Origin of the sequence: Roseibium sp. TrichSKD4, from assembly GCF_000148725.1 — a bacterium.
Classification (GTDB): Bacteria; Pseudomonadota; Alphaproteobacteria; order Rhizobiales; family Stappiaceae; genus Roseibium.
Map to the genome: position 1 here is coordinate 171,235 of NZ_GL476314.1, position 17,286 is coordinate 188,520.

The 17,286-nt window shown below is 52.7% G+C and carries 15 protein-coding genes; 5 read left to right on the forward strand and 10 right to left on the reverse strand.

Translation table 11 applies throughout. The features are described from left to right. Window positions 1–151: 151 nt before the first annotated feature. Window positions 152–613: a DUF302 domain-containing protein gene (locus TRICHSKD4_RS12860; RefSeq protein WP_009759458.1), complete on the reverse strand. Its 462-nt coding sequence runs from the start codon at window positions 611–613 to the stop codon at window positions 152–154. 278 nt (window positions 614–891) lie between these two features. On the opposite strand from TRICHSKD4_RS12860, the gene msrP reads away from it, so the two are divergent. Beyond that, window positions 892–1,857 (forward strand): protein-methionine-sulfoxide reductase catalytic subunit MsrP, encoded by a 966-nt coding sequence (gene msrP, locus TRICHSKD4_RS12865; protein WP_009759459.1) that lies wholly within the window; start codon window positions 892–894, stop codon window positions 1,855–1,857. A 535-nt stretch (window positions 1,858–2,392) separates the two neighbouring features. On the opposite strand, the gene TRICHSKD4_RS12870 is transcribed toward msrP, so the two are convergent. The 4 genes from TRICHSKD4_RS12870 to TRICHSKD4_RS12885 form a co-directional block, all read right to left on the reverse strand. Further along, the gene (locus TRICHSKD4_RS12870) at window positions 2,393–2,713 is read right to left on the reverse strand and encodes a hypothetical protein (RefSeq protein ID WP_009759461.1); all 321 of its coding nucleotides are present in this window, start codon (window positions 2,711–2,713) and stop codon (window positions 2,393–2,395) included. A 306-nt stretch (window positions 2,714–3,019) separates the two neighbouring features. Continuing rightward, complete coding sequence (locus tag TRICHSKD4_RS12875) at window positions 3,020–3,916, reverse strand: LysR family transcriptional regulator (protein WP_009759463.1); 897 nt, start codon at window positions 3,914–3,916, stop codon at window positions 3,020–3,022. A gap of 39 nt (window positions 3,917–3,955) precedes the next feature. Next, on the reverse strand, window positions 3,956–4,924 hold the full coding sequence (trxB, locus tag TRICHSKD4_RS12880) for a thioredoxin-disulfide reductase (protein WP_009759464.1): 969 nt from the start codon (window positions 4,922–4,924) through the stop codon (window positions 3,956–3,958). A 66-nt stretch (window positions 4,925–4,990) separates the two neighbouring features. Next, complete coding sequence (locus TRICHSKD4_RS12885) at window positions 4,991–5,965, reverse strand: mitochondrial fission ELM1 family protein (RefSeq protein ID WP_009759465.1); 975 nt, start codon at window positions 5,963–5,965, stop codon at window positions 4,991–4,993. 211 nt (window positions 5,966–6,176) lie between these two features. On the opposite strand from TRICHSKD4_RS12885, the gene TRICHSKD4_RS12890 reads away from it, so the two are divergent. After that, on the forward strand, window positions 6,177–6,647 hold the full coding sequence (locus TRICHSKD4_RS12890; RefSeq protein WP_009759466.1) for an Lrp/AsnC family transcriptional regulator: 471 nt from the start codon (window positions 6,177–6,179) through the stop codon (window positions 6,645–6,647). A gap of 25 nt (window positions 6,648–6,672) precedes the next feature. Here TRICHSKD4_RS12890 and TRICHSKD4_RS12895 read toward each other — a convergent pair whose 3' ends face one another. From TRICHSKD4_RS12895 to TRICHSKD4_RS12910, 4 genes are all read right to left on the reverse strand, one after another. Then, window positions 6,673–6,951: a hypothetical protein gene (locus tag TRICHSKD4_RS12895; RefSeq protein WP_050763420.1), complete on the reverse strand. Its 279-nt coding sequence runs from the start codon at window positions 6,949–6,951 to the stop codon at window positions 6,673–6,675. A 90-nt stretch (window positions 6,952–7,041) separates the two neighbouring features. Further along, window positions 7,042–7,515, reverse strand: a complete 474-nt coding sequence (greA, locus tag TRICHSKD4_RS12900) for a transcription elongation factor GreA (protein WP_009759468.1) — start codon at window positions 7,513–7,515, stop codon at window positions 7,042–7,044. A 113-nt stretch (window positions 7,516–7,628) separates the two neighbouring features. Further along, window positions 7,629–10,991 carry a carbamoyl-phosphate synthase large subunit gene (gene carB / locus TRICHSKD4_RS12905; RefSeq protein WP_009759469.1) on the reverse strand — a complete coding sequence of 1,121 codons (3,363 nt, stop codon included), beginning with the start codon at window positions 10,989–10,991 and terminating at the stop codon, window positions 7,629–7,631. Window positions 10,992–11,179: 188 nt separating this feature from the next. Then, window positions 11,180–11,452 (reverse strand): helix-turn-helix transcriptional regulator, encoded by a 273-nt coding sequence (locus tag TRICHSKD4_RS12910; protein WP_139052100.1) that lies wholly within the window; start codon window positions 11,450–11,452, stop codon window positions 11,180–11,182. Between the two features lie 888 nt (window positions 11,453–12,340). On the opposite strand from TRICHSKD4_RS12910, the gene TRICHSKD4_RS12915 reads away from it, so the two are divergent. Next, on the forward strand, window positions 12,341–12,784 hold the full coding sequence (locus tag TRICHSKD4_RS12915) for a MerR family transcriptional regulator (protein ID WP_040616861.1): 444 nt from the start codon (window positions 12,341–12,343) through the stop codon (window positions 12,782–12,784). Window positions 12,785–12,913: 129 nt separating this feature from the next. Here TRICHSKD4_RS12915 and carA read toward each other — a convergent pair whose 3' ends face one another. Beyond that, window positions 12,914–14,095, reverse strand: a complete 1,182-nt coding sequence (carA, locus tag TRICHSKD4_RS12920) for a glutamine-hydrolyzing carbamoyl-phosphate synthase small subunit (protein ID WP_040616862.1) — start codon at window positions 14,093–14,095, stop codon at window positions 12,914–12,916. A 243-nt stretch (window positions 14,096–14,338) separates the two neighbouring features. Between carA and TRICHSKD4_RS12925 the strand changes: the two genes are divergently transcribed. After that, a complete protein-coding gene (locus tag TRICHSKD4_RS12925) occupies window positions 14,339–14,830 on the forward strand; it encodes a GatB/YqeY domain-containing protein (RefSeq protein ID WP_009759474.1) in 492 nt (163 codons plus the stop codon). A 155-nt stretch (window positions 14,831–14,985) separates the two neighbouring features. Further along, window positions 14,986–16,950, forward strand: coding sequence for a DNA primase (gene dnaG / locus TRICHSKD4_RS12930; protein ID WP_009759475.1), 1,965 nt, complete (start codon window positions 14,986–14,988; stop codon window positions 16,948–16,950). The last annotated feature ends 336 nt before the right edge of the window (window positions 16,951–17,286 follow it).

The window sequence follows — 17,286 nt, forward strand, 5'->3', positions numbered from 1 at the left end:
TTTCAAGCAAATGGACAATAAGGATTGTACCAAAAGCAATCTGCCATCAGACACCAAGGGTATCAACTTGCGAAAAACACGTGTGGGCATAGGGTCTTTTCTGACCCTAAATCGATCAAAAGAGCGGCTGTTAAACCGCTCTTTTTAAATGTTACTTCGCGGCTTTGTCTGTCAGTTTGGCCAAAGCTCCGGTAATTTTCATGATGCTTGGATGGTCTTCAGGCAGACCATGTGCCTGCGCCAGCGTTTTGGGGGCGTGATAGGTGATCACAGTGCCGGTGTCAGTTTCAAAGGCGGACACGCGCATTGGAAGGTCGAGGCCAGCAGTGGGCGCATCTTTTATGATTGGCGTGCCCAAAACCGGGTTTCCGAAGATCAAGACCTGATTGGCGGGAATCTCCATTCCGGCCTTTTTTGCGCCTGCGGCATGGTCAATTCTGGCAAAAACCGTAGCGCCTGCTGCTTCAACGGCGTTCTGAAGATTGTCGATGGTTTGGGAAACTGAATGTGGACTGGTGAGCTGAGTGAAACTGTCATCCATGGCGAAACTCTGGCTTAAGGGGAGGGAGGCCAAAAAGGCCGTGATTACAAAGGCAAAAGCAGATCTGAGCATAAGTCTTCCTTAGCGTGAGAATATGCGAAATCTGATCACCAGCCTCTTGAGGCGCAAATAAACTTTTTGTTCTTTGTGTGTGTTTGAGAGGAAGTCGCTCCGGTTCATCCAAACAGACTTATGGTCTGAGCTTGTGCAAACCCATGCAGTTTTAGCCTGCGTTGCCGTAAAGGCTCGCTTGCTGTAATGGGTTTCGCCTTGCCGCTCATCACTTTGGCTTTACTTGCTTTTGAAGTCCCAATTGCCGTTTCCTCAACGCACGTTTCAGGAGCAGGAATATGACCATCTTTCAAAAACGACCCTGGGAATTGCCAGAGCGTGATGTGACACCAGAGGCGGTGTTCTTGAACCGCCGCAGTTTTATGACAGGGCTTCTGGCAACCGGCACGGCGCTGGGCGCTGGTATTGCGGCTCGTTCAGCCTTTGCCGAAGAGGACCCGAGTGCGCAGCTTTATCCGGTCAAACGCAATGATGGGTTTCAGGTGGATGACCGGCCTATGACCGAAGAGGGTATCGCGTCTACTTACAACAATTTCTATGAGTTTGGGTCGCACAAGCAAATTGCAGATGCTGCACAAGCGCTGTCGATCCGCCCGTGGACGGTCACCATTGATGGTGAAGTAGAAGAAGCCCAGACCATCGATATCGACGGGCTTTTGGCGAAAATGCCGTTGGAAGAACGGATTTACCGGCATCGGTGTGTCGAGGCCTGGTCTATGGTTGTGCCGTGGTCTGGCTTTCCTCTGGCTGAACTTGTCAAACTGTCAAAGCCGACATCCAAAGCGAAATATCTGCGGTTTGAGACCTTCCACAATCCGAAAGTTGCCAGCGGCCAGAAGCAGTCTTGGTATCCTTGGCCCTACGTTGAAGGCTTGACGATCGAAGAAGCCACCAACGATCTCGCCTTTATGGCAACGGGTGTCTACGGCAAGCCGCTTGCCAAGCAGTTTGGCGCACCTCTTCGTCTGGCTGTGCCGTGGAAATACGGGTTCAAGTCCATTAAGTCGATTGTCCGGATTTCATTCACCAGTGAGCGCCCGGTGAGTTTCTGGGAAGAAATTCAGGGCAAGGAGTATGGGTTCTGGGCGAATGTGAATCCGTCGGTGCCGCATCGTCGCTGGAGCCAGGCAAGTGAGCGCCTTCTAGGGACAGATCTTCGCCGTAACACTTTGCTTTTCAATGGATACGAGGAGCAGGTGGCCCATCTCTATAAAGGAATGGAAGGCGAACTGCTCTACATGTAATCGCTCGTTCTTTCAGGAGCATTTGGAGCGCATCTTTTGAACGTTCCGAAAATTTCAGACAAAAAAAGAGCCGGGTCCATTGGACCCAGCAGTCTAAATTCGAAATCACCAAAATGAGGTGAAATCACCTTCCAGAGGGGAACAGCTGGCAGTTGCCGGCCGCTGGGAGGAAGGTGCGGCGTCAACTGAACCAACAGTGATGCTTATATGCGATGCACAAGCTGATGAAACAAGAGGCAATGCTGCATTGCAGCTATGCAGTATTAACGTGTCTTAACTACTGGTATTCGCGAAATGCGTATCCATAGGCGCATTTCACGGCAACTTGTTGAAATTTAAAGCACAGTGCAGCCGAATAAGGCAAGTGAAATGATCGATATTGGTGTGTTGAACTAGAATGCAGGTCAAGATTGCTGCGATGCGGAATTTTGAGCAGGCACTAGGGCGACAGCGCACAGGAAGTGAGCAAAACACTTGGCCTCCTTTCGGAGGCCGGTTCGTGCTCAAGTGATTGAAGAATGTCTCGAACCAACACTCAGGCGTTTGGGTGATAGTATTTTTCGTCGATGATCAAGCCATTCGCCCAAGTCGTGACTACGGCTTGATCTTGTTTTACATGCTGACCGTCTTTGGTTTTGAACTCCATTGTGGCCTCATAGAAAGTCTTGTCCTTTCCGTCAGAGCCAGCTGAATGGGCGGTGTACTGGATGAATTCTGACACTTCAGAGAGAAGGTCTTCCTCAACTGCGATGCGATGCGCTTTGCCGACCTTCGGTTCTTGCCCGACTTCGCAAATCGAAACGTTCTGGTCAAAAAACTTTTCCATGCCTTCGAGGAATTTGCCGTCTTTAAGCATGACGAGAAGTTCGTTGAGATTGTTCAGATTGGTGTCGGTGATGTGGGTCCCCTGCCGTTTCGTTAGGCTAGGACCGGTATCCTAATAATTTGCGTTGTTCCAATAAGTTATGCCTATGATTGGCGGTCCGAACCCCAGGGTCTTGAACCTAGTCAATCTGCCGGGTGCGCTTTGTTGAGATTGTCGATTTGAACACACCTTCGCTCAGCCCTTGGGAAAACCCCAAGGCCAAATATTTTTCATAGAGATAGGTGGGGTAAAGGCACTGTTGCCAGCGAAAAATGTAGCTAGCGACTGGTCTGTTCCCTAAAATTCCCATTTCTCTGCGTTTGAGAGAAGAAACTCTCTGAAGGCTGTAATGCGGGCGGTGTTTTTGAGTTCCGATGGATAAACAAAATAGGTGTCGAACGAGGGTACTTTTTCCTCAATGTCCGACAAAACGCGTTTTAGTTCAGGGGCCCGCTCGACAATGTAATCGGGCAGCATGGCAATGCCGATCCCGCTTTGGACGGCGCGCCGAATAGCCAAGAGGTTGTTGATCCGGAGAATTGGAGAGCGCGGATCACCCGGAGCCCGCCCTGCAGTTTGAAGCCAGTTCATTCCACGCAAGAACGACGGAGCCTGCTCGCCAAAGGTGATGAGCCGGTGATTATCGAGATCCTCGGTGCTTTCCGGAGCACCAAAACGGCTCAGATAGTCCGGTGAAGCAAAGACATGGAAATGTACCGTGAACAGCTTGCGCTGGATCAGGTCTGGTTGGGTTGGCTGCCTCAGACGAATGGCAACGTCAGCTTCGCGCATGCCAAGGTCGAGCTCGTCGTCATCAAAGAGAAGCTGAAGTTCAACCTCCGGGTAAAGATCAACGAACTCGCTGATCCGGGAGGTCAGCCATGTTGACCCGAGGCCTACAGTGGTTGTGACCCGCAGGACCCCGGAGGGCTTTTCCTTGCTGTCGGTCAGGCGGCCTTGAACCGCTTCCAGCTTCATCAGAACATCGCGCGCGGTGCGATAGAGCAGTTCTCCCTGCTCTGTTAGCAAAAGCCCGCGTGCGTGACGGTGAAAGAGGGGGACGCCGAGATCGTGCTCCAGACCACTTACCTGACGACTTACAGCCGATTGGCTCATGTGCAGCGTATCACCCGCGTGGGTGAAACTGCCTGCCTGGGCAGCCGCATGAAAGATGCGCAGTTTGTCCCAGTCCATGTCGTCCCCCGATGTCTCGTTAGAGCTCTGGTCAGCCGATTATTCGGCAGCTTCTGATGTGCTTTGCGAGTCCAGCTCGGCCAGATATTTTTCCGCTTCCAGTGCAGCCATACAGCCCATTCCGGCAGCCGTTACTGCCTGACGATAAATGTCATCGGTCACGTCGCCAGCTGCAAATACCCCCGGAATGGATGTTTTGGTCGAGTCTGCTTCTGTGACCAGATAGCCGCCTGCTTTCAATTCCAGCTGGTCCTTGAACAGGTCCACAGATGGTGCGTGACCAATGGCAATGAAGACCCCATCGGTGGAAAGCTCTTTAGTCTCACCGGTTTTGGCGTGCTTCAGCCGAACACCTGTTACAGCCTTTGGAATTCCGCCACCAAGGATCTCGTCGACAACATGGTCCCAGACGATTTCTATTTTCGGATTTTTCTTCAGGCGTTCTTCCAGTATGCGTTCGCAGCGAAGCTCGTCCCGGCGGTGTACCAGAGTGACCTTGGATGCCAGATTGGCGAGATAGAGCGCTTCTTCTACGGCTGTGTTGCCGCCACCAACCACGACAACTTCCTTGTTGCGGTAGAAAAAGCCGTCACAGGTTGCGCAGGCTGAAACGCCAGCGCCCATGAATTCAGTTTCAGAGTCCAGCCCAAGCCAGCGTGCTTGCGCGCCTGTCGCAATGACCACGCTGTCTGCGGTGAAGACCGTGCCGCTGTCCGCTTCGAACCGGAACGGGCGAACGGATAGGTCAGCTTTCGTGATCGTGTCGTAGACGAGCTTTGTGCCGACATTCTCGGCTTGTTTTTGCATCTGCTCCATGAGCCAGGGGCCCATGATCGGGTCCGCAAAGCCCGGGTAGTTTTCAACATCTGTGGTGATGGTCAACTGACCGCCTGGTTGAATGCCCTGAACCAGTGTTGGCTCCAGCATGGCGCGCGCAGCGTATATGGCTGCTGTGTAGCCTGCGGGGCCGGAACCAATAATCAGAAGCTTTGTGTGTTCAGTCGTCATCTGTATCGCCTTGGCATTCTTCTAGCGCGTCTGTGTTGCCGCATCTTAACGGCTTCACCGTTCCTGTCATGTGACATTCGCGCTCATATGTGCGGTGTATCGTCTTTCGATTTCAGCAGCGATGAGCGGTGTTGCATCAATCGGGTCGTAGGTAGTGGTTATAAGCGGCCTGGGAAAGGGGTGCAGGATACCGAGTTCTCTAAGTGTCGCCAAAAAGCGATCAATTTTTTTGTGACCGCCATTGGGGTGGAAAACATGAATAGGGCGACCGCTAACGGCAGCCTCACCAATCATGTTTGTTGAATCGGCTGTAACGATAATCGCATCCGCCTTGGCCAGAAACTGCCCCAGGGGGTTCTCCCCCGTACCATCCCAAAGAAAATGTGTGCCATTGACGACAAGTTTTTCCAAAAAAGTCAGCAAAGGGCGGGGGGTGCGTCTGGAGGTGGTGATCATCAAAGATGCACCTCCGTTATCGCTCACCTCCTCCAGCCCGCGTATCAGGCGCTTAAAGTCCGCTGTTGTGTACTGGTGGTGTCGACTGTTGCCGCCAACAAGAACAGCGATCCGCTGCGCTGGCAGGTTGTCTATTCGTGGATCCGCAGTCGCCCGAATGTCTTTAAGGTATCGAGCACTGAACCGATGCGGCGATGTCGGCGTGACCAGAACATTTTCCCCACGCAACGCATCGTGCTCAGGCACCCATATGAAATCAGCGGCTGCTGTACCGGTTCTGGGATCCTTTAGGCAAACGGTGAATACAGCTCCGTTTGAAGCCGATTTCAAATGCCGCAGATAGGCAACAGCTCGGCGCCCCGAGGCGATGGCAATATCGGGAAGCGGAGGCTTGAGCGGACTATTTGGATTTCGAGATGATTCGCGCGGATCAATGGGGCCGTGGGGCAAAAACCATGAGAACGGAATGCGGGGGGACACCGTTTTGATTTCGTAATCCCCTCCAAGAGCACAGGCCACTCCTTCGCATTGCGCCAGATCACCTGCTTTTCCGTCCGTAATCAGCCAGATTCTTGGTAGTTTCATGAGATGGACCTGACCTGCGGCAAAAGGAATGACCTATCGTAATGTTTCGAAAATGAGGTGGAAATTGTTATAGTCTTGCACGAACGCGCAAAAAATCATACTTCGTTCGCAAAACATAGCCCTTGGACACGCACACTGAATGACACCCACCGCAGGTGCCAAGGCAAGACCAAAAACAATTCACTGTGGACGTGGCCCGAAGGAGACAAATGTGAAAGCGCGGCTAGACGCCATTGATTGGCACATTCTGAAAGAATTGCAACAAGACGGTCGAATGACCAATGTTGAGTTGGCTCGCCGCGTCGGAATATCCGCTCCGCCTTGCCTACGCCGTGTGCGCGCATTGGAGGAAGCGGGCCTCGTCTGCGGGTACCGCACCCTGCTGGATGAAAAGCAGCTTGGCTATGATGTGACTGCCTTTGCCATGGTGGGGCTTCACAGCCAGACAGAAGCGGATCTGGTTGCCTTTGAAAGCCAAGTGGAAAACTGGAAGCTTGTGCGAGAGAGCTACATGTTGTCCGGCGAAGTGGACTTCTTGCTGAAATGCATCGCGCCTGACCTGCAATCCCTTCAGAACTTCATCATCAGTGAACTGACGGCTGCGCCGAATGTTGACAGCGTGCGCACCGCTCTGACGATCAGAAAGACCAAAGATCTTCCGATCGTTCCAATCGACGAATAGTCACTGCTGGATGCAGTGTCCGGGCTTAAGCGGATGATTGAGAAACGCGACGAAGGCGTTTCTTCAGACGGCCGATGAGGCTGATATCATTGAGTGCTTTGGCAACAAGCGTAAAACTGATAGCCAGAAGTAGGCAGTGAGCAACAGCGACCAGCACTAGTGGCATCTCATACACGTAGGTGTTCAGGTAGGGATCAATTTCCTCGGTCCCTGTGTAGAGGCGATTACGGACGACATCTTTGTAGCTGGAGACAGTTCGTGCGCTGCCAGACTTGAGGAAGCCCAATCCATACACCAGCGACATCACTACCCCGACGCCTGCTCAAATCCAGAGTAAACTACTCCTTTTTGAACAAGCGTCAAAGGCGAAGATTTCTAAATTGCACGTTTGGCTTCAGACATATTCAACAGCAGTAATCTCGTAAGCGCGGGCTCCACCAGGAGCTGCCACTTCTACGCTGTCACCTTCAGTCTTGCCGATCAGGGCACGCGCAATGGGGGAGGAGATTGAAATCTTGTGCTGTTTCACATCGGCTTCGACATCACCGACGATCATATATTTCTTTTCTTCTTCCGTATCTTCATCAACGAGAGACACAGTTGCGCCGAATTTGATCACATCGCCAGACATCTTTGAAACATCAATGACTTCGGCACGGGACAGTTTGTCTTCCAATTCCGCGACCCGGCCTTCGTTGTGGCTCTGCGCTTCCTTGGCCGCATGGTATTCGGCATTTTCCGACAAATCGCCATGTGCACGGGCTTCTGCAATCGCCTCCACAATCCGTGGGCGCTCGACAGAAGTACGCTGCTTCAATTCCTCCTGAAGCATCGCGTAGCCGTCTGTGGTCATCGGCACTTTTTCCATGGGTCTCAGACCTTCAGGTTATTGGGCCCCCCTTTCACGAGGGCCACGGAATAAAAAATAGTCCAGCCGGAAAAGGTGTCCCCTTTTCCGGCCGGATAGGTGTCAGTTTAACCCTAGGCGAAGTAGGATTGCAAAGGTTTCACTTCAAGGGTTCCGGCCTTGTGGGCAACAATTCCTTTTGCTGCGGCAATCGAACCGGCCAATGTTGTGTAATATGGCACCTTGTTGACCAACGCTGCACGGCGCATAGAGCGGCTGTCTGCGATAGCTTGTGCGCCTTCCGTCGTGTTGAAAACCAGCTGGACTTCACCGTTTTTCACCGCGTCAACGATGTGCGGACGACCTTCCATCACCTTGTTGATCTGTTCGCAGGCAACGCCGTGTTCTGTCAGGAATTTCTGTGTTCCGGATGTTGCGATGATGCGGAAACCAGCCTCTTCTAGACTTTTCATTGCGTCCAAAACAGCTTCCTTGTCCGCATCGCGCATGGAGATGAATACGGTTCCTTCCTCTGGAACACCCGTTCCGCTGGCGATTTGCGACTTGGCGAAGGCTGTGCCGAATTTATTGTCCAGCCCCATGACTTCACCGGTCGAGCGCATTTCTGGACCGAGGATCGTATCCACGCCCTGAAAACGCGCGAATGGGAAGACCGCTTCCTTGACTGCAATGTGGTCGAATTTCTTTTCTTCCAACCGTAAAGAGGCAAGGCTTTCGCCGGCCATGACGCGGCTGGCGATCTTGGCCACCGGATCGCCGATGGTTTTGGCTACAAACGGAACCGTTCTTGAGGCGCGCGGATTGACCTCAAGCACATAGATTTCGCCGTCCTTGATTGCGTATTGGACGTTCATCAATCCGCCAACTTCAAGAGCTAGTGCCATTTCGCGTGTCTGACGCTTTAGTTCTGCAATCATGTCCTCGGAAAGAGAGAAAGGCGGAAGGGAACAGGCGCTGTCCCCGGAGTGAATACCGGCTTCTTCGATGTGCTCCATGATGCCGCAGACGAACACATCCTTGCCATCACACAGGGCGTCAACGTCTACCTCAATCGCACCTTCCAGATAGCGGTCAAACAGCAGCGGGTTCGTGCCAAGCACTGTGTTGATTTGGCCCGTCTTGTCGTTCGGATATTTGGCTCGAACGTCTGCAGGAACCAGTTCCGGGAGGGTGCCCAAAAGATAGGAGTTCAACTGCTCTTCGTCCCGGATGATCTGCATGGCGCGGCCACCTAGAACATAGGACGGACGCACGACAAGTGGGAGGCCCAGCTGGCTTGCAATCAGCCGACCTTGTTCCACTGAATAGGCAATGCCGTTTTCCGGCTGCTTCAAATCAAGCTTGATCAGCAGCTTCTGGAACCGGTCACGGTCTTCAGCAAGGTCGATCATGTCGGGCGCTGTGCCTAGGATCGGAACATCGGCCTTTACGAGCGTCTGAGCCAGTTTCAGCGGTGTTTGACCACCAAACTGGACGATTACACCGTGAAGGGTGCCTTTAGACTGCTCAACCTTGATGATCTCCAGAACGTCTTCATCGGTGAGCGGCTCAAAATAAAGTCGGTCCGATGTGTCATAGTCGGTGGAGACGGTTTCGGGGTTGCAGTTTACCATGATGGTTTCATACCCAGCGTCTTCCAGAGCGAAGGCGGCATGACAGCAGCAATAGTCAAACTCAATGCCCTGGCCGATCCGGTTCGGGCCACCACCGAGAATAACAACCTTCTTGCGCTCAGACGGTGCTGCCTCGCAAGCAGGTGCACCCATGAACGGTTTTTCATAGGTTGAGTACATATAGGCGGTCGGCGAAGCGAATTCGGCGGCACATGTGTCGATGCGCTTGTAAACTGGATGGATATCGTGTTCTTCGCGCAGGGTCGCAATGTCTTCTGCGTTGACGCCAGTCAGCGCGGCTAAACGTGCGTCAGAAAAGCCCATACCCTTCAGCATGCGCAGGTTCTGGGCATCTTTGGGCATGCCGTTCGCACGGATTTTGGCTTCGGTTGCAACAATCGCTGACATTTGCTCAAGGAACCAAGGGTTGATCCCGGAGGCCTTGTAGATGTCTTCGTTGCTCATTCCCAAGCGCATGGCCTGTGCCACATGCAAAATACGCTCCGGTGTCGGAGTTGCGACGGCAGAGCGAATGGCATTTTCGTCATTGCCCTGTCCCATGCCAGGAATATCGGTTTCATCCAAACCGGACAGTCCGGTTTCCAGGCCGCGCAGTGCTTTCTGGAAACTTTCAGCAAAGGTCCGGCCAATGGCCATCACTTCCCCAACCGATTTCATGGCAGTGGTCAGGACCGGATCAGAGCCCGGGAACTTCTCGAAAGCAAACCGGGGGATCTTGGTGACAACATAGTCAATGGACGGCTCAAAGGACGCCGGTGTGGCGCCGCCGGTGATGTCGTTTTCCAGCTCATCCAGTGTATAGCCAACGGCAAGCTTTGCCGCGATCTTTGCGATCGGGAAACCTGTTGCCTTGGAGGCGAGGGCGGACGAGCGCGACACACGAGGGTTCATTTCGATGACCACAAGGCGTCCATTGTCTGGATTGACCGCGAACTGAACGTTGGAGCCACCGGTTTCAACGCCAATCTCACGCAGGACTGCGATCGATGCGTCCCGCATGATCTGGTATTCTTTGTCGGTAAGGGTCAGCGCCGGGGCGACTGTAATGGAGTCACCCGTGTGCACGCCCATCGGGTCGACGTTTTCAATCGAACAAATAATGATGCAGTTGTCCGCCTTGTCGCGGACGACTTCCATTTCATATTCTTTCCAACCGAGCAGGCTTTCGTCGATCAGAACCTGGCCGACTGGGGAAGCATCGATGCCGGATTTGGCAATGGCTTCGAATTCTTCCTTGTTATAGGCAACCCCGCCACCTGTGCCGCCAAGTGTAAAGGCAGGGCGAATAATGGCCGGCAGCCCAATATCGTCCAGCGCGCGCATGGCTTCCAGAAGGCCGGCGTTCCGATCATAACCTTTGATTTTGCCGTTCTCATCGCGGATTGCCGGAGAGGAAGCAATGGCTGCACGTGGGTTTTCCAGCCCGATGGTATCCATGGCTGCCCGGAACTTCTCGCGATCCTCGGCTTTTTCGATCACATCGGCTTTGGCGCCGATCATCTGTACGCCGAATTCTTCCAGAACACCCATTTGCTCCAGATCGAGCGCACAGTTCAGTGCGGTCTGGCCGCCCATGGTTGGAAGCAGGGCGTCCGGACGTTCCTTTTCGATGATCTTGGCGACAATCTCTGGTGTGATCGGTTCGATATATGTTGCGTCAGCCAGATCCGGATCCGTCATGATGGTGGCCGGATTCGAGTTCACCAGAATGATGCGATAGCCCTCTTCTCGGAGTGCCTTGCAAGCCTGTGTCCCGGAATAGTCGAACTCACAGGCCTGACCAATTACGATCGGACCTGCGCCGATAATCAAAATGGAAGAGATATCAGTGCGTTTTGGCATCAGGGCTCGCAGCGGCCGTTCCAGATTTCAGGCGCAGTTATGGCCTGCCGGTCCGGCTCGTTCCAGTATGAGTGACAATGTTGGCTGAGCGCGTCTTATAGGCAAAAGGGTCTGCTGTGGGAACCCCGTCAAAGCCGCAAACTGCGTTTTGTTTGTGATTTGTAGGGCAAAGTTGCATTGGCCGAAGATCACGGGGCGGGATTTGTGTCCGCTAGAAGGGGGGTTTGTCCATCAAAATCATCTATTCCGTTTGAAAGGGCATAGCAGGCCAGACGGATTGATTTTGGGATTTCAACTGGTCGTCCTTCGCGGTTTCCCTTCTCATAATATTGGATCATGCGTTTTTTCAGCCCAAGCTGATCTGCTGCATCCTTTTGTTTCAGTCCGAGGGAACGTCTCCACTCGCGGAATTGTTCCGGCGTCATAACCGGAGTTTTTTTCGTGGGTTTTGTCTCAGCCATGACTGACGACTGCCTTCATTCCAGATCCTTCGAACCGCGTGATATGGCGATCCTTATACACCTCACTAAAAATCCTGTTGATACGACCCTGTCAATCTTCATGTGCACTGAGTGCTTTTGGGTGTCGTAAAGTCCTGCAACCTTGCGGAAGCAGTCGGAGAGGATGTCCTTTTCTCTTCGGAAGGTTGTTAAAAAATATATCGAGTGTGGAAACTATTATTGCCAATGTAAAACTTCTTTTTGAATCTCTAGTATTGTTAGAATTATCAATATAAATTCTGCTAATTTGTAATTTGATTTGCAAAAAGTGTCGCTGAGGATTAATGAGTGTTAATTCAGTTCCTTTGCGTAACTTAATTAAAATCATAAATTGTATTTTTTGCTTAGGTATACCCGTATTATTTCCATTGTTAATCTTTGCTTGAGTGTACCCTGCGTAATATTTCTTCCTATGGTAAGTATATTTTTTTGCAACTACCAAAGAACATCTATGCTGTATTTCTCATGTATAAATTATCGATAATAAATATTGCTAGTTTAACTTGAGGTTATGTTTTGATGAATTTGCGTTTATCTATGATCTTGTTTTAGATTTTTTAATATTGAAACTTTAGAAATGCTCTAGATGATGCGGGATTTTTTCCGTATTTTTTGCAAATTAACGAAAAAATGAAAAGAAAATGGATTTATTAACCCTGCAATAGTAGCAAAGTGACATCTATGTGATGTAAAAAGTTTTCGGCTCAACCGGCCAAATCAGTTGGTTGGACCTAAAAGTGGCAGAGATTTCGGCATGTGGGGCCTGACGTTGAGGAGAGGTGGGTTTCTCCTCGGAAGACGGCGCCGGACCTCTGTGAAAACCAAAACGAAAATGATCGGGCAAGAAAAATGAATAGTGTAGCAACAAAAATGGTGGTGGTTCCGGATATTGCGGGACCTGTGACAAACGTTACGGACGATGAGCAGATCCTCGCGATCTCCGAAATGTCCGAACTGTTTGGAGTGACACTTCGTACTCTGCGTTTCTATGAGGAAAAAGGGTTGCTTAACCCGGTGCGTCGCGGCGCTCGCCGCTTTTATGCACCAAAGGACGTGGCTCGCATGCGGGTCATTCTTCAGGTTAAAAAGATCGGTTTGACACTTGCGGAGATCCGTCAGGTCATCAAGCTGGTTGAAAGCAACTCGCCGAAGGATGCCCAATACACCGAACTGCGTGACATTTGCACAAGCCAGCAAGAGCTGCTGATGGAACAGAAGGCCGCCCTCGACGAACAAGTCGAAGAAGTGAACGGTATTCTGAACGCATTCGAAGAGCTGTTGGCAAAGCACTAAGTCAGCTTTTTGACAGTTTGACAGAACCGGCGCGTGGGCTCTGCTCACGCGCCGTTTTTTGTTTGATGTCAGAAACAAAAAAGGCCGCGAAACCGCGACCTTTTCTTGGAAATCTGGGAGCTATAGAACTCAGGCAGCTTTTTGACCGCGCATCATGTCCGTGAACCTTTGAAACAGATAGTGGCTGTCGCGCGGTCCGGGCGAGGCTTCCGGGTGGTATTGAACCGAGAAGGCTGGTTTGGTCTTGTGGCGCAGGCCGCAGTTTGAACCATCGAACAAAGACACGTGGGTCTGCTCGACATCCTCTGGCAGGCTTTCAGCATCCACGGCAAAGCCATGGTTCATCGAAGTGATCTCAACCTTGCCGGTTGTGTGATCAAATACCGGGTGATTGGCACCATGGTGGCCTTGGTGCATTTTGACGGTCGTTCCACCGAGGGCGAGCGCCAGCATCTGGTGCCCAAGACAAATCCCGAAAGTCGGAACACCCTTTTCAACGATCGACTTGATTGTTGTCAGGGCATATTCGCCCGTGGCTGCCGGGTCGCCGGGGCCATTTGAGAGAAACACGCCGTCTGGCTTGTGGCTCAAAACGTCTTCAGCAGTCGCTGTTGCCGGAAGGACGGTCACATCACAGCCCGCATCCGTCAAAAGCCGGAGAATGTTGCGCTTCACACCAAAGTCCAGTGCAACCACCTTGAAGTCGTGCGGGTTGGCCGTTGCGTATCCGCTTTCCCACTTCCAGGTCGTTTCGTTCCAGGTGTGCGACTGTGTCGTCGAAACGCCTTTGGCCAAGTCCATGCCTTCAAGGCCGGGCCATTCGGCTGCCTGCTTCTTCAAGGCTTCAATATCAAAGGAGCCATCTGGGCTGTGGGCGATCACCGCATTTGGAACGCCTTGTTCCCGGATTAATGAGGTGAGCGCGCGCGTATCAATGCCGCTGATCGCAATCAGGTTTCGGGCTTTCAGCCATTCATCAAGGTGCCGGGTGGCGCGGTAGTTTACCGGGTCGGTGATATCAGTGGCGAGAACCGCTCCGCGGATACCGCTGTTGGAAGCTGCATTCACCGTCTCGATATCGTCTTCATTCGTTCCCACATTGCCGATATGTGGAAAAGTGAAGGTAATGATTTGTCCTGCATAGGACGGGTCTGTCAGGATTTCCTGATAGCCGGTCATGGCGGTGTTGAAGCAGACTTCGCCAACGGCTTCGCCGGTCGCGCCGAGGCCATAACCTTCGATAATGCGGCCGTCGGCCAACACAATTAGGGCGGTCGCCGGTTTGGAGGACCATGCGTCTGCAGTCGTCATGTCTTGTATCCAGATGTTGTTGGTGCCATCATGCGCTGCAGATAGAGGCAACTTGTTCGGAGAAAGGCCGCTTCGTTCCGTCTGCATTAAGCGCGGGACTCTATGGGAAGTGCGCAAAATCGTCAACACGGTTCCTGCTAAAAAAATGCTTTCAATTTCAACAGCTTGTCGGTAATCAGCTTTGTGCGTGTCTTTTGCACGCACCAATAGGGTGGCCCGTGTGCGTTCGGGCAGGATAACAGTATGCGCGATAAGATCAGTGCAGCCTTGAAGGTTGCTCAGGATGAAGAAGACAAACGTCGCACAGCGACGCTGCGCCTTGTGCAGATGGCGATCAAGGATCGTGATGCAGCCGCTCGTGAGAACGGGCGCGACGGCGTGTCTGAAGAAGACGTGCTTGAAATCCTTCAAAAAATGGTGCGTCAACGCGAAAAATCTGCCTCGGAATTTGAAGAGGCGGGTCAGCTGGAACTGGCCGAACAGGAACGCCTTGAACAAAATATCATCAGCGAGTTTTTACCCGTTCAGATTGATGATGAAGAAATGCGTGCGATCTGTGAGGCAACGGTCAAGGATATCGACGCCCATGGGCTCAGAGATATTGGCCGATGTATGTCGACGCTGAAAGAGCGGTATCCGGGCAAGATGGATTTTGTCCAGGCGTCGTGCCTGATGAAAGATCTGTTGCTCTCCGAACCCGCAGTGGATCACAGCGCCGACGCTTCCAAACAGTAATATCCACATCGATCCACTGTTACGCGGTCCGTGCATATTGCCGAATACGCGTTCCCCTAGACATGTGGTATGGATGCAGGGCTGCGAAACAACTTTTTGTTTAGTGACCCATCACCCCTTTGGCGGACAGAGTTTTCCGCAAGGCTTAGACCGTAATGCGTTTTGACAACCGGCTTCTCGATGAAATTCGAGCTCGACTGACCCTTTCGGACATCGTTGGGCGCCGTGTGACGTGGGATCGGCGTAAAACCCAGCCGGGCAAGGGGGATTATTGGGCTTGCTGCCCATTCCATCAAGAAAAGAGCCCGAGTTTTCACGTTGATGACCGGCGCAACCGATACAAGTGCTTTGGCTGCGGAGCCTCCGGTGATCATTTCAAGTTTTTGACGGAAACCGAGGGGCTAAATTTTCCAGAGGCCGTGGAGCGCTTGGCCGAACAGGCGGGTGTTGCTCTTCCTGCACCTGACCCACAAGCTGCAAAGCGTGAAAAGAAGCGGGCTGGTCTGGCGGATGTCTGCGAAATGGCGGCCCGTTTCTTTCAGATGGAGTTTTCTGCGCCGCGCGGGGAGCATGCACGCTCTTATGCGCTGAAGCGCGGATTTACGCCGCAAACGCTTGCCGAGTTTCGGTTTGGTTACGCTCCAAGCACGCGCGACGCCCTGAAGAAATATCTGGCTGAGCGCGATGTCCCGGAAGAAGTGATGGTTGAGGCCGGTCTGGTCATCAAGCCGGACAATGGCCGACCGTCCTATGACCGGTTTCGTGGCCGGTTGATGATCCCGATTCAGGATGATCGCGGTCGTGTGGTTGCCTTTGGTGGGCGAACGCTGGATCCGGACGGGCAGCCCAAATATCTCAACTCGCCGGAAACCCCGCTCTTCCACAAAGGTGTGATGCTGTTTAATGCCCATAGAGCGCGAGAGCCTGCTTATAAGGCGGGTCGGGCCATCGTTGTCGAAGGTTATCTGGATGCAATTGCCTTGGCGCAGGCCGGGATCCCTTACGTGGTTTCAACACTTGGAACCGCGTTTACCGAGGATCAGGTGCTTCGTTTGTGGCGATTTGCGCCGGAGCCAGTGGTCTGTTTCGATGGTGATGCAGCGGGCACTGCCGCGGCGCATCGGGTAGTCGACCGGATTTTCCCTGTTCTAAAAAGCGGGTACTCCTTCCAGTTTTGTTTCCTGCCCGATGGCATGGACCCGGATGATCTCGTGCAGAAGGAAGGTGTGCCGGGATTTGAAGCGCAGGTTTCCAGTTCGCAAACCCTTTTTAATGTGGTTTGGGACCGGGAAGTTTCGGTTGCTCAACTTGATACGCCAGAGCGCAAGGCTGCACTGGAAAAACGCTTCGATGACCTGATCGACACCATCCGTGATCCTCGGGTCAAACGACGCTACCAGTTGGACTTAAAATTTCGGCTTTCCAACCTCTTTTTTGAGCAAGCGCGAAAAGGGCGGGGCGGGCGCCAGCAAGGGGCAGGGCGAGGCGAACGTCCAACGATTACCGGCCCCGCACCGTCACCAGATACCCCGCTCTTTGGAACGGAGCGCCTGATTTGCGGATTAAGTGTCAAATATCCGCAGTTTCTGGATCGGCATCTGGAGCGGATTTCAGCGCTGCGGTTTTCAGACCCAGTCCATCAAAGGTTCTGTGATACATTATGTGCTCTGGTGAACGGACTTGAAGAGACGCCTGTTGCGACCGTCGTTGATGGTCTGGATGAAACCTCACGACAGCTGATGGCTGAAGTGATCCAGCGCGAAGGCCCGTCCTCCGATGGTGCCGTCTCCCGTCATGGTGCCTTTTCAGCGTTGGCCCAGCGATTTCCGCTTTTGAAAGTTGATCCGCCAGAAGATTTCGTTGAGGCGGCGTTCCTGCATTTTCTGGATGTTCTTGAACTCAAGACGCTTGAGCAGGAATTGGAGAGGGAAATGGAAGCGGCGGAAACGGAACTTGACGAGGCGTCCTGGCATCGAATGCAGGCGATTACGCAAGATTTGTCCCGCCGGCGGGAAGAATGTGCTCGAGACGAGGGCGAACTTGCTGAGCGGGCGAAGAAGTTGAGATCAGCTCCACCATCGGCGCCGCCAGTTGATGCGCCAGCAATTCAGGCTGGATAGGCCCAAAAACACGCCAAACCTGAAAAAAATTAACGATTCTGGTTGACCACTGCCGAATCACACTTGCGAATCCCAAACGTCAAGCTAAATACAGGACAGCAGCACATTCGCGCCGCGACGATATCAATATCGGCGGCATTAGTCTTTCCTGCTGCAGATACCCGAATGTCAACGTGCGGGCGCAGGGCGCGCAGGCGCGTTTCTTGTGTTTCGACCGGAAATTTCCTGATGAGCAGGCAAAACCGGTGGCACGGTTAATTGGGACTTAAGGGACGCAGCTTAAAACTCGAATCAGGAATATTTCCGATGATGGCGACTCAGGGCCGAGAACCTGGC

What these genes read in the sequence shown, in the direction of transcription:
- TRICHSKD4_RS12860 (WP_009759458.1), bottom strand. Translation starts at nt 613, where the DNA reads ATGCTCAGATCTGCTTTTGCCTTTGTAATCACGGCCTTTTTGGCCTCC.
- msrP (WP_009759459.1), top strand. Translation starts at nt 892, where the DNA reads ATGACCATCTTTCAAAAACGACCCTGGGAATTGCCAGAGCGTGATGTG.
- TRICHSKD4_RS12870 (WP_009759461.1), bottom strand. Translation starts at nt 2,713, where the DNA reads ATGCTTAAAGACGGCAAATTCCTCGAAGGCATGGAAAAGTTTTTTGAC.
- TRICHSKD4_RS12875 (WP_009759463.1), bottom strand. Translation starts at nt 3,916, where the DNA reads ATGGACTGGGACAAACTGCGCATCTTTCATGCGGCTGCCCAGGCAGGC.
- trxB (WP_009759464.1), bottom strand. Translation starts at nt 4,924, where the DNA reads ATGACGACTGAACACACAAAGCTTCTGATTATTGGTTCCGGCCCCGCA.
- TRICHSKD4_RS12885 (WP_009759465.1), bottom strand. Translation starts at nt 5,965, where the DNA reads ATGAAACTACCAAGAATCTGGCTGATTACGGACGGAAAAGCAGGTGAT.
- TRICHSKD4_RS12895 (WP_050763420.1), bottom strand. Translation starts at nt 6,951, where the DNA reads ATGTCGCTGGTGTATGGATTGGGCTTCCTCAAGTCTGGCAGCGCACGA.
- greA (WP_009759468.1), bottom strand. Translation starts at nt 7,515, where the DNA reads ATGGAAAAAGTGCCGATGACCACAGACGGCTACGCGATGCTTCAGGAG.
- carB (WP_009759469.1), bottom strand. Translation starts at nt 10,991, where the DNA reads ATGCCAAAACGCACTGATATCTCTTCCATTTTGATTATCGGCGCAGGT.
- TRICHSKD4_RS12910 (WP_139052100.1), bottom strand. Translation starts at nt 11,452, where the DNA reads ATGGCTGAGACAAAACCCACGAAAAAAACTCCGGTTATGACGCCGGAA.
- TRICHSKD4_RS12915 (WP_040616861.1), top strand. Translation starts at nt 12,341, where the DNA reads ATGAATAGTGTAGCAACAAAAATGGTGGTGGTTCCGGATATTGCGGGA.
- carA (WP_040616862.1), bottom strand. Translation starts at nt 14,095, where the DNA reads ATGACGACTGCAGACGCATGGTCCTCCAAACCGGCGACCGCCCTAATT.
- TRICHSKD4_RS12925 (WP_009759474.1), top strand. Translation starts at nt 14,339, where the DNA reads ATGCGCGATAAGATCAGTGCAGCCTTGAAGGTTGCTCAGGATGAAGAA.
- dnaG (WP_009759475.1), top strand. Translation starts at nt 14,986, where the DNA reads ATGCGTTTTGACAACCGGCTTCTCGATGAAATTCGAGCTCGACTGACC.